Origin of the sequence: Solibacillus sp. NPDC093137, assembly GCF_050280445.1 — a bacterium.
In the GTDB taxonomy this organism is placed as follows: Bacteria; Bacillota; Bacilli; order Bacillales_A; family Planococcaceae; genus Solibacillus; species Solibacillus isronensis_B.
On record NZ_JBNNVH010000001.1, the window covers coordinates 1,400,608 to 1,412,815 of the forward strand.

11 protein-coding genes are annotated in these 12,208 nt (G+C 38.3%); 5 read left to right on the plus strand and 6 right to left on the minus strand.

What is annotated here, in order from left to right; genetic code table 11:
* Nucleotides 1–477, minus strand: coding sequence for a sigma-70 family RNA polymerase sigma factor (locus ACQKN3_RS07225; RefSeq protein ID WP_427710493.1), 477 nt, complete (start codon nucleotides 475–477; stop codon nucleotides 1–3).
* Between the two features lie 677 nt (nucleotides 478–1,154).
* Here ACQKN3_RS07225 and proB point away from each other — a divergent pair.
* From proB to ACQKN3_RS07240, 3 genes are all read left to right on the plus strand, one after another.
* Nucleotides 1,155–2,237: a glutamate 5-kinase gene (gene proB / locus ACQKN3_RS07230; RefSeq protein WP_251688668.1), complete on the plus strand. Its 1,083-nt coding sequence runs from the start codon at nucleotides 1,155–1,157 to the stop codon at nucleotides 2,235–2,237.
* Nucleotides 2,238–2,251: 14 nt separating this feature from the next.
* Nucleotides 2,252–3,517: a glutamate-5-semialdehyde dehydrogenase gene (locus ACQKN3_RS07235; protein WP_427710495.1), complete on the plus strand. Its 1,266-nt coding sequence runs from the start codon at nucleotides 2,252–2,254 to the stop codon at nucleotides 3,515–3,517.
* Nucleotides 3,518–3,607: 90 nt separating this feature from the next.
* Complete coding sequence (locus ACQKN3_RS07240) at nucleotides 3,608–4,501, plus strand: DMT family transporter (protein WP_427710497.1); 894 nt, start codon at nucleotides 3,608–3,610, stop codon at nucleotides 4,499–4,501.
* Between the two features lie 72 nt (nucleotides 4,502–4,573).
* Here ACQKN3_RS07240 and ACQKN3_RS07245 read toward each other — a convergent pair whose 3' ends face one another.
* From ACQKN3_RS07245 to ACQKN3_RS07260, 4 genes are all read right to left on the minus strand, one after another.
* Nucleotides 4,574–5,770 carry an aldehyde dehydrogenase gene (locus ACQKN3_RS07245; protein ID WP_427710499.1) on the minus strand — a complete coding sequence of 399 codons (1,197 nt, stop codon included), beginning with the start codon at nucleotides 5,768–5,770 and terminating at the stop codon, nucleotides 4,574–4,576.
* Nucleotides 5,771–5,900: 130 nt separating this feature from the next.
* On the minus strand, nucleotides 5,901–7,022 hold the full coding sequence (locus ACQKN3_RS07250) for a virulence factor (RefSeq protein ID WP_251688676.1): 1,122 nt from the start codon (nucleotides 7,020–7,022) through the stop codon (nucleotides 5,901–5,903).
* 10 nt (nucleotides 7,023–7,032) lie between these two features.
* Complete coding sequence (locus ACQKN3_RS07255) at nucleotides 7,033–8,919, minus strand: ABC-F family ATP-binding cassette domain-containing protein (RefSeq protein WP_427710501.1); 1,887 nt, start codon at nucleotides 8,917–8,919, stop codon at nucleotides 7,033–7,035.
* The gene (locus ACQKN3_RS07260) at nucleotides 8,916–9,548 is read right to left on the minus strand and encodes an HD domain-containing protein (RefSeq protein ID WP_427710503.1); all 633 of its coding nucleotides are present in this window, start codon (nucleotides 9,546–9,548) and stop codon (nucleotides 8,916–8,918) included. The genes ACQKN3_RS07255 and ACQKN3_RS07260 overlap by 4 nt, the downstream gene beginning before the upstream one ends.
* Nucleotides 9,549–9,823: 275 nt before the next feature.
* Here ACQKN3_RS07260 and ACQKN3_RS07265 point away from each other — a divergent pair, with 275 nt between their 5' ends.
* Nucleotides 9,824–9,976 carry a hypothetical protein gene (locus ACQKN3_RS07265; protein ID WP_008404730.1) on the plus strand — a complete coding sequence of 51 codons (153 nt, stop codon included), beginning with the start codon at nucleotides 9,824–9,826 and terminating at the stop codon, nucleotides 9,974–9,976.
* 158 nt (nucleotides 9,977–10,134) lie between these two features.
* On the opposite strand, the gene ACQKN3_RS07270 is transcribed toward ACQKN3_RS07265, so the two are convergent.
* Complete coding sequence (locus tag ACQKN3_RS07270; protein WP_427710505.1) at nucleotides 10,135–11,814, minus strand: formate--tetrahydrofolate ligase; 1,680 nt, start codon at nucleotides 11,812–11,814, stop codon at nucleotides 10,135–10,137.
* Between the two features lie 189 nt (nucleotides 11,815–12,003).
* Between ACQKN3_RS07270 and ACQKN3_RS07275 the strand changes: the two genes are divergently transcribed.
* A complete protein-coding gene (locus tag ACQKN3_RS07275; RefSeq protein ID WP_008404734.1) occupies nucleotides 12,004–12,204 on the plus strand; it encodes a cold-shock protein in 201 nt (66 codons plus the stop codon).
* Nucleotides 12,205–12,208: the final 4 nt, after the last annotated feature.

Genomic DNA, 12,208 nt, shown 5'->3' on the forward strand with positions numbered 1-12,208 from the left:
CTAAAATAACAAACCCCTTAACTTAGACAATAACCGTTGATGTCTTTTCTTTATTGTTTCATAGCTCAGCATATACTTGTCAGCAATCTCCTTTAACGAAAGCTCTTTTTCATACAAGGCGATCAACAGAAATTGCTCTTCTTTATTTAATTCCTCAAACCATTCGGGCCATTCAAAACTTGCTGTATCCAAAAAGTGTTGCTGCGCATTAACGATAATTACATCTTCTTCCACTGCTAGTTCATGTTCTGATACGTGATTTTCTTTGGTTAATGCTCGAATAATAGCATATTTTACGGTCATGTAAGCAAACATCGCAAAATCCCCTTTAGTATCATCAAATTTCTGCAATGCCTGCCATAGAGCAATCCTTCCTACTTGCATATATTCATCCAAATCTCGATAAATTTTCAGTTTATAGATGACCTTTTTTATTAATGTCTCATTTTCAAAAATAAGTTGTTCTGCATCCTGCATTTCTACAAATCCTTTAAGCTGTGCACAACTGATTATTCCTAGGTACTACAAATTTAAAAAATAGCTGAAAAAGAGACAAAGTACGGATTTATCATGAAAAATTAAATTTGAATAGTAAATAGTCGTAAAATTCACACTTTTATGCGGTAAATCGGTCCAAAAAGAAGATTTTCGCATAGTTTTCAAATAAATCAGACTTAATGATATTGACAAAAAATGAGCTATCATGCATGCTATTAGAAAATATAAAGGCATATTGAAGACGAGTACGCAGCAATTGGCTAAACAAGAGAGCACATTCCACAGGCTGAAAGGATGGCATAGCAAAACCTGCCGAACCTACTTCAACAGCTCCTACAAAAATAGGCGCAGACTCAGCGTTATGAGATGAAGTGGAATGCAAGTATTGGCATTCAATTTAGGTGGTACCACGGAAACAGCACATTTCGTCCTAATCAATAGGATTGAAATGTGCTTTTTTAATGTAATAAAGTGAAACTTCACTCAGTGGGGGGCTTTATCCCACTGAGTGTTAGTTGAACCAATCGGGCTTTTACGGGTAGTTGACCTTCCGCATAGAGGCGGAAGTCTTGTCTCTGCCGTGACGCTTTCGAGGCAGATAAATTACTACCCGTTTATGGTGTAATTTCAATATTTCTATTGAGGAGGATTTTTGGGTGGAAAGAAAACGTGTTGTAATAAAAATCGGAAGCAGTTCCTTAACAAATAATAAAGGGGAGCTTGATCATGAGAAATTTCATGACCATGTTGCTGCCATTGCTACATTGAAACAAGCTGGTCATGAAGTTATTTTAGTCTCTTCAGGAGCAGTAGCAGCAGGTTTCAGAAAGCTCGGCTACCCTTCTCGACCGATTACGCTAAAAGGAAAACAAGCGGCCGCTGCAGTTGGTCAAAGCATATTAATACAAGCGTATGCAGATGAATTTGCCACATATAATGAGACGTCCGCCCAAATCTTACTGACTCGCTCTGATTTTAACGATAAGCAACGTTACAGAAATGCTTATGAAACATTAACAGAGTTATTGGAACGTTCAATAATCCCCATTATAAATGAAAATGATACTGTATCTGTTGCTGAATTGACTTTTGGTGATAATGACATGCTTTCCGCTTTAGTAAGTGGTCTTGTTCATGCAGATCAGTTAATTATTTTAACGGATGTCAACGGGCTCTATACGGCAAATCCATTAACAAACACAGATGCAATTAGAATTGATCGAATAGAAAAAATCACAGAAGAGATGCTTCTATTTGCTACAGGATCAGGCTCAAAAGTCGGTACCGGGGGCATGCAGTCAAAGCTCGCCGCAGCCAATTATGCGATTAATACAGGTGTCGAAGTATTTATTGGCACAGGTTCCGGCCATACAAAACTGACTGAAATCCTTGAAAACAATGGTGACGGTACGTATTTTGAACGCAATGAAAAGTATGTTCCAACAAATAAACAGTGGGTCCAACTTTCAAAATCTTCCGGAAAGATTTTTATCGACGAGGGTGCAGTCCAAGCATTGCAGTATGGAGGAAAAAGTTTACTGCCAGCCGGTGTCTACGCCTATGAAGGACAATTTGAAAAAGGCGATGTTGTAGAAGTTTTTGACCGACATACATGTATCGGTCGTGGAGAAATTCTTTATTCTTCAGCTGAATTGGAGCATGCAATGGGTAAACGGACGACAGAACTCATGCATTACCCGATTGAAGTTATTCACCGTAATCAATGGGTCAAAATTTAGGGAGGTTATATTATATGACGAAAACAATTACAAATGAAGTTATTGAAAAAGGCAAGCGTACAAAGAAAGCAAGCTATATGACGAATATCAAATCTACAGAAGAAAAAAATAAAGCATTAAGAAGTATTGCACAACAACTTCTTGCCGATATGGACATATTACTGACGGAAAACAACAAAGATATTACTGATGGAAAAACAAACGGACTCGACCAAGCGACACTGGACCGCATTTTACTGAATGAGAACCGCATTCAAGCGATGAGTGATGCAATCATGCAGCTAATTGAATTAGAGGATCCTGTCGGTGAAGTAGTCGAACAAATTACGAAAGAAAATGGCCTTCAAATTACTAAAAAGCGTGTACCATTAGGTGTAATTGGCATGATCTATGAAGCACGCCCGAATGTAACGATTGATGCAGCAACACTTGCAATTAAAACTGGTAATGCGGTACTTTTACGTGGCAGCTCATCTGCAAAATACTCAAATATTGCACTCGTTGCATCGATTCACCGCGCATTGGACGCTGTTGACTATCCAAAAGATTCCGTATTGCTCATCGAAGATACTAGCCGTGAAACAGCGAAATTTTTATTTACATTGACGGAATACTTGGATGTGCTAATTCCGCGCGGAGGAAAAAAACTGATTGATTTAGTCGTGCGTGAATCGACGGTTCCTGTACTCGAAACCGGTGCCGGGAATTGCCATATTTATTTGGACGAATTCGCTAATTTTGAGATGGCAAAATCAATTGTAAAAAATGCGAAAACACAGCGTTTATCTGTATGCAATGCAGCTGAGAGTTTATTACTTCATCAGGAATTTTTCAAAAATCATGGTACAGAATTTTTGCATTACTTACAGAATGAACTTGAAATAAAAATCTATGGCGATGAAAATGTGTGTACCGTCTTGCCAGAAGCAATCGAGGCAACAGAAGAGCATTATGCTGAAGAATTTTTGGCTCTGACACTAAGTGTTAAAGTAGTGGATGATGTATTCGAAGCGGTCCATCACATTAATCAGTTCGGAACTAATCATTCGGAAGCTATTATCACTGACAATCTGCAAAACGCTGAAATCTTTTTAAATTCGGTTGATGCGGCAGCTGTGTATCATAATGCATCCACACGCTTTACGGATGGCTTTGAATTCGGGTATGGTGCTGAAATCGGTATTTCAACTCAAAAGCTTCATGCTCGCGGTCCAATGGGTTTACCAGCATTAACATCTACGAAATACTATATACATGGCAACGGTCAGATTCGTGAATAGTATTCATCTTCCTTTTGCCTCTGCCGCTTTGCTTTCGAGGCAGAAAAATTACTACCCGATATTGCGGGATATAGAAAGCAGGTTCACCATATGAATGCACGCTCGATGCTTAAACTTACTCTTTCCATGGCTATTTTCGGCTCTATCGGTTTCTTTACTACGCAAACCGGCTTGCCTGCAGTAGAGCTCGTTTTTGTTCGTTGTATTTGTGCCACACTCTTTTTAGGCGGATTATGGTTTGTTACAGGCGGTCATAAAACTGAAGTTTGGAATAGAAGCGAAGTGATGAAAACGGTCATTTGCGGTATATTTCTTGTCTTAAACTGGGTGTTTTTATTTAAAGCGTTCGAAGTAATGTCGATTTCTATCGCCATTTCAATTTATAATTTGGCACCGATTTTTGTATTAATATTAGGTTCGGTATTTTTGGCAGAAAAAATGGGAATACGCGCAATTTGTGCAACCGTTATTTGCTTTTTTGGTAGTATCCTCATTATCGGAATTGAAAGCTTTACAAGCGTTTCACAATTTATGAATTCTGGTTTTATTTGGGCATTACTTTCGGCCATTTGCTATGCACTGACAATGTTTACGAGTAAAACGATTCACGGTATGTCATCGTATGCTCTTACTTTTATTCAAACGATCGCTGGAATAATACTGTTGCTCCCGTTTTGCGATTTTGCAGCATTTGAAGGTTTAACAAATACAAACTGGCTTTACATACTTGGTACAGGTTTAATTCATACAGGATTTGTCTACTACTTATTTTTTGACAGTGTTCGAGATCTTCCTACTGTCATCGTTTCGGTACTCGTATTTGTCGATCCCGTAGTAGCGATTTTATTGGATGCTGTATTACTATCATTCCGACCAAGTTTATTGCAAGTGCTCGGAATTGCCCTGATTTTCGGTAGTATTTTGTATACCGTTTTTGCCCCTGAACAAACCGTGAAGAAGCTAAAAACAAGTAGTTCACAATAAACTATATAAAAACGAAAAAAACTCTAAGTAGGAGCGATTTAAATCCGCACACTATTTAGAGTTTATTTTTTTCTATTTAAACTGAGCCAGTTGTTTTGGTATCAGTATTTTATCTGCAAACCATATTTGCTTGAGTTTCGTTTTATCGCCCATATAAATTACGACAATTTCAATTTTTTTCAACATTTTGTAATGCGTAACGGCTGATATCCAATCTTCTTCATTAGGGAAATCGTCAAATAGTAATTCATTGCAGATTAAATAGATTTTACCGCTATTGCTATGAGATAATTCTAACTTTAACATCGTAAAGGCATAATTGATGATGCCTTTATAATTAATCGGTTCCGTTTTAAGTCCAAATGATTTATCCAGCTCGAAGTAATGATTAAAATCTATCGACTCTTTATGTGTAATCATTTCCTGATCGATTGCTTTAATGAATGATAAAAAAACAAAATTGTGCTCATGTTGTTGTGAAAATTCCGAAACGGCCAATGCCAATCCATTTTGTAAAGTAAGGCTACGTTTCATCGATATATCTTTTTGAACACAAAATACATATGTACTGTTCGGATCGAGACCAACTTCTAAAAATTGTTCTGTCTGAAATTTGGATTTCCAAAATAAAACTTCGGAAAAGTGCCTTGATTCAATATAACTCATAAATTTTCTTAAATTATCATTGCTGATTGTCTCCCATATATTGTCACCGAAGAGCAATTCAGCCGCCTTTGTTTCTTCTAATACTTCTTCTAAAATCCTGTCATAAATGGAATTGAATTTAAATAAATTCATATACCAATAGCTTTGTATTTTTAAATGGATTTCATGATAAATATCCTTAATATCTTGATTATCAGCAAGATCCTTTTCATATTCAGTTTTTAATTTTTCGATTTTCAACGCTTTACGCATATCATAAAAATAATCTTTTTTAATTTTTTTCCATATGTATAGTGCTACAAAAAATTTTTTTAAAGAGGAATTCGTTAAGTACTCAAAGTGCAATTTTTCTAAATTTCGAGCTGAGAAAAATTCCAATATGAAAATTCGCCATTCTTTCAGCCTAATATCTTCTTCTACAATTTCGCTTTCGTACTCTTCCCCAATTTCAAAAAGTGACCAAATATCATGAAAAAATAAATAAAAATCATCACTTTCTAATAGTATGGAGTCATTACAATGTTCGGAGTAAAGTAAATTTAACAGTGCCTCTTTACGCTCATCACTTAATGAGCTAGGATTTTTCAACAATAGCTCCTCCATTATGGACCCACCTTTCTTTTGTATATTCCTAAATATATACCATTTTATCAAATTATGCCATTCGATTAAAAAATAATGTTTAATTAAAATAAAAAAACTGCTAACGATTATTTACGTTAGCAGCTTAATTTTAAGCTTTACGGCTTTCTGTCATTTGTTTCCACACAGAACCTTTTGCTTCTTCCCCGCCTTCAATACGGGCAAGTGCCATTTTTGCTTGCAGCTTTACTTCGAATTCTTTATCTTCGCTCGCTGCTTTTAATGCGTCAATTGCTTGCTCCGTACCTACTTCATACAAGTACATAGCGGCACGCCAGCGGACAAGTTTATTTTTGTCACCTAATGCAGCGATCATCGCTGGCTCAAACTCAGGTAAGCCTAAATCACTCATACAGTCGCCCGCTGTACGGCGAACGGCTGCACTTTTATCATTCAATGCCTTCGTTAAAGCTGGTACAACCGCGATGTCTTCAATCATTCCTAAATAAACGGTTGCAAGACGTCGGATAGACATTTGCTCGTCTTCCAGCGCTTTTTCGAACAACGGTATATCCTTCACTTCCGGATCCGGTAATTGATCTAACAACTGGAAACGTTGCTGCCAATCTTCAACCTGCTCATATTGTTCCAATGTCACTTCTTTACGCTCTTGAGCTGCTGTGACAACTTGTTCATTTGCTGACTGAACAATTGTTTCAACACGATCTTGCGGATATAGTGCATCCACCTCTTTTAGCACTTCTTGTACAACTTGTTCTTTATCACCGTAGCGAACACCGAAATCGACCCATTTTCGTTCAAAAATATAGTTTTCGTCAGTCACACTGAATTGCAGTCGTTTGAAAGCTGTTGTGAAACGGTCTCCTGCGCTTATTCGCACTTCCCCTTCACCATCGAATGCTTTGATCTGCAATGGAATTGCTTTATACATTTGAACATGCACATTTACTTCCCCATAATGGTCATTCATCTCATATTCCGTGCTTTCAGTTGCCTCTCCGCCAATTGCGCGACGAATATCAGCTAAAATATTTTCCCATGCAAATTTTGCGTTACGTTCAATCGCCAGGAAGTTCGATACGTGATAAATGCCTTTTACACCTTCTACTCCAAAGATGGCTTGCAGCTCAGGAGATGCATCACCAATGTTGTCTTTCGTATAATTAAAACTTTTACCAAATGGTAAATCCTGATCAATAATTACTTTCATTGAATTTGGACTTGGTGTTGGTTCAATAGATAAAATTTTCATTGTTATGCTCCTATCCATTTGCAATTTCGTCTAAATAGCTCCATCGCTCGATTAATTGTTCATATTCCTGATTTAGCTTTTCTAAATCCGACGTCAGTTGCTGAAGTTTTGTAAAATCCGAACCTGCTGTTGAAATTTCATCTTCTGCCGTCATAATTTTTTCTTCAACTTGAGCAATTTTATCAGCAATAGTTTCCCATTCTTTCTGCTCTTTAAATGATAGCTTTTTCTTATCTGATTTCTGTTTTTCAACTTTTGGCTTTTCCTGCTTCATTTCTTTTGCTTCCTGCTGCAGTTCAGAATCGCGTTTTGCTAAATAATCGGTATAGACATCCAAGCTTTCCGATACGCCGCCTTTTCCGTCCAAAATCCACAGCTTTTTCGCAATACGATCAAGGAAGAAACGATCGTGACTGATTGTAATGACAACGCCAGGGAAGTTTTCGATAAAATCTTCAAGTACACCCAATGTTTCAATATCCAAATCATTCGTCGGCTCATCTAAAAGCAAAACGTTTGGTTGTTCCATCAATAGTCGAAGCAAGTGAAGCCTTTTGCGTTCCCCGCCCGATAATTTGCTGATCGGTGTACCGTGTGTATTAAGCGGGAATAGAAAACGTTCGAGCATTTGAGATGCAGAGTAGCGAACCCCGTCAGAATCGGTAATATCATTCGAAGCTTCACGAATATAATCGATCATTCGTGCATTTTCATTCATTGGTGGCAGTGCCTGCTTGAAATGAAGACGTTTTACTGTTGTTCCGACAATTACCTCGCCACTATCGGGTTCAATTTCACCTGCAATCATGTTAAGAAGTGTCGATTTTCCGTAGCCATTTGCACCGATTATGCCAATACGGTCCCCGTGCTGCAGTAAAAATTCGAAATCCTGAATAATGACACGGTCTCCGTAAGCTTTGGAAATTCCATCTGATTCCAACACTTTTTTTCCTAAACGTGTTGTGGCCAATCCCAATTCAAGATCCGACTGGTCATTCGAGCGATCAATAGATTCATCCAAAGTTTCGAAACGCTGAATACGTGCCTTTTGCTTTGTTGTTCGCGCTTTTGCCCCGCGACGAATCCATTTTAGTTCTGAGCGATAACGATTTCGTAATTTGGCCTGTGATGCTGCATTCATTTCTTCACGAATTGCTCTTGATTCAAGAAAATCACCATACGATCCTGTATGACGGTATAACGTTTTATCTGCCAATTCATATATATGTGTCGCTGTTTCATCCAGGAAATAACGGTCATGGGTAATAAAGATAACGGCCCCTTTTAGACGTGATACCATTTCTTGCAGCCATTCTGTCGATGTAACATCCAAATGGTTCGTTGGCTCGTCCAGTAAATACAAGTCTGCCGGTTCGATTAATACTTTTGCCAATGCAACACGTTTTTGCTGTCCACCTGAAAGACTCGTCACTTCTTGATCAAACATATCGATTCCAAGCTTTGTTAATGCTTGCTTTGCCAATGCATTGACGTCCCAGGCATTTTCTGTGTCCATTAGCTGCTGTAATCGAAACAGTTCATTTTGCAGCTTTTCAGATTGCGGATTTTGAGACAATGCTGCTACCGCCTCTTCATACGCACGGTTTAATTGTAAGATCGGTGAATCTCCACTAAATACCGCTTGTAAAACCGTTAAATCTTGTGGAAATTGCGGATCTTGTTCCAAATAGGCAATGCGGTACTTATTCGGATGGTCAAATTCCACTGTATCCGCATCCTGTTTTTTAGCGATAATCGATAATAAAGTTGATTTCCCTGTCCCGTTTATCCCGATTAAGCCTGCTCTTTCGCCTTCATAAATGGTAAATTCAATATTTTGAAATAGCGTTTTATCGCCAACTGTTTTTGTTAGATTTGATACGATTAAATGACTCATGAAATCCCGTCTCTTTCTTTTTTTAACTGCTCTAAAAATTGTACCATAAAGGCATTACGTTCTTCAGCCATTTCGCGCCCTTTTGAAGTTACCATTAAATCCTTCAATAATAAAAGCTTCTCATAAAAGTGCGTAACAGACGCTGTGGATTGACTGCGATATTGTTCTTTCGTCATATTTACGCGCACTTCTTCAGCATCATCATATAACTTACGTCCCTTCGCACCACCGTAAGCGAACGTACGCGCAATCCCAACCGCACCTATTGCATCCAACCGGTCTGCATCGCGAACGATTTTTGATTCTACTGTTGTAATATCCCGTTCATTGCCCCCATTAAATGAAACCTCTGCAATAACCGTTTGGATATGTTGTTTTTCCTCATCCGTTAAATCAAGTTCATCCAGGATTCGCTGCTCCTGCTGTTTATCAACAGCATATTTTTCGTCACTGACATCATGCAGCAGCACGGCTAAACTCACGATTTTTCCACTTGCTAAAGGTTCTGATTTCAGGATTGTCATAGCGTTTTGATAGACACGCTCAATATGTTGAAAATCATGGCTTGCATCCATTGTTTCATAAATTCCTTTTACTAATTGTTCACAACGTACGATTACTTCGGACATGTTACATTCACCATTTTCTTTTTATAGTTTACATAATTATATTACCACGAGAAGTGGGATGACTTCAGTTATTTGACATGTTTATTGCTAAAAGATTCCGACTTCCCCACTCTTGCCCTAACCCCCTCTTAGCAACTTTTACACGAAAAATCAAGTATCCTTCATTATGCGGAGATAATTTTTGTCCAAAATGTGAACTAAATGCTTGTTTTTTACAAATTTGTGACATATAATAGAAATAAGAAAACATAAAACAGGAAAAAGGAGTGTTAATTATGCAAAGAATGATGCAAGCTGTAGCACCAAATATGAATGAAAGTCAACGTAAGGGACTAATTGTTATTTCACCAATTTTAATTGGATCGGTTGCATACGGATTAAGTGCCACTTTTATGATTGCGACTAACCTTCTACAAATCATGTTTTAATGGACGAACGTAAATTCAAACTAAATATTCACAGCAAATAAAAGAAACGTATTCGAATGAATAATCAAACGAATACGTTTCTTTTACTTTTATTAATCGCTCCTGCGTTATTTTGTCCTCAGACAGAAATTTCTTGTCGGTCGCTATATATTTTCATTTTAAAATAATCCAAGTGCACTTCCGTCTTCAGCCACATCCATATTCAGTGCTGCCGGCTGTTTTGGCAAGCCTGGCATTGTCATAATATCCCCAGTTAAGCAAACAAGGAATCCCGCACCTAACTTTGGAAGAATTTCACGAATTGTAACAACGAAATCGGTTGGTCTGCCTACTAAGCTTGGTTGATCCGATAATGAATATTGTGTTTTCGCCATACAGATCGGCAAAGTGTCCCACCCATTTTTTTCGATGACTGCTAACTGTTTTTTCGCAGCATCCGTTAATTGCACACCTGCACCACCATACACCTGTTGTACAATTTTCGTTAATTTTTGTTCCACGGTTTCTTGCAAATCATATAAATGGTGGAAAGTATTCGGCTGTTCAATTACTTCGAGTACTTTTTCGGCAAGCTCAATACCGCCTTTACCGCCTTCTTCCCAAACATTCGTACGGGCAATCCGAACTTCATTTGCTGCGGCCCATTGTAAAACAGCTTTCAGTTCCTGTTCAGTATCCGTAATAAATCGGTTTAAAGCAATTACCGGCTCCAGTCCAAAGTTACGAACATTGGCTACATGCTGTGCTAAATTGGCAATACCTTGTTTTAATGCTTCCACATTTTCTTCCACTAAGTTAGCCTTTGCTACACCGCCATGCATTTTCAGTGCACGAATTGTCGCAACAATAACAACAGCGCTCGGTTTAAATCCTGCTTCACGTGCTTTAATATTTAAAAACTTCTCCGCCCCTAAATCGGAACCAAATCCTGCTTCTGTTACAACAATATCCGCAAGCTTACGTGCTGTTTGTGTAGCTGTAATAGAATTACATCCATGGGCAATATTGGCAAACGGTCCTCCATGGATCAGGGCCGGTGTGCCTTCAATTGTTTGAACCAAGTTTGGATTCATTGCTTCCTTTAAAATAAGGGCGAGTGCTCCTTCTACTTGTAAGTCACCAACTGTTACCGGGTTCCGGTCGTACGTATAACCAATTACAATACGTGCCAAACGCTGTTTCAAATCTTTCATGCCTGTTGCTAAACAGAAAATGGCCATAATTTCAGAAGCTACTGTAATATCAAATCCGTCTTCACGAGGTACGCCTTGCATCGGACCACCTAACCCGACCGTTACATGGCGCAGTGCACGGTCATTTAAGTCCAGTACACGCTTCCAGACAATTCGTCTTGGATCAATGTTCAATGCATTCCCTTGGTGGATATGATTATCAATCAATGCAGATAATGCATTGTTTGCAGTCGTAATCGCATGGAAATCGCCATTGAAATGCAAATTGATTTGCTCCATCGGCAATACTTGTGCATATCCGCCGCCAGTAGCGCCGCCCTTCACACCCATTACCGGTCCTAATGAAGGCTCCCGTAAAGCGACCATTACTCGCTTATCCAATTGGTGCAATGCATCCGCCAAACCGATAGTTACCGTTGATTTTCCTTCTCCTGCTGGTGTAGGGCTAATCGCTGTTACAAGCACCACGTTTGCCGTTGCTTCACCACTAATTTTACTTGTATCAATTTTTGCTTTAAAGCGACCATATTGTTCAACCGCATCTAATGGAATTTGTGCATTTTCAGCAATTTCCAAAATTGGCTTCATTGTCGCTTTGTTGGCTATTTCAATATCTGATAATGGTTTTTTCGTAGTTGTTGTCATGCTTTGCCCTGCTTTCTATATGTAGTCACTTTATTATAGTCTGTTTTGTCTGAATTAATAAATATAAAAAGCGATGTAAATCGACAAATTATTGACAGTTCTTATCTTTATAGGATATAGTTTATTCGTAATATTCTGGAATCTTTATGTTTCATCAATTGATTTTGACAGTATCGGAGGAGAAAGCGGATGCACCAAGGCACTGTAAAATGGTTTGATAATGAAAAAGGTTATGGATTTATAGAATCTGCAGATGGTGAAGATGTTTTTGTACACTTTACTGGCATACAAGAAGAAGGATTTCGTTCACTGGATGAAGGACAAGTGGTTGAATTCGATTTAGTCGATGGTATCCGGGGTCCACAGGCAGCGAATGTTATAAAAAAATAGACAA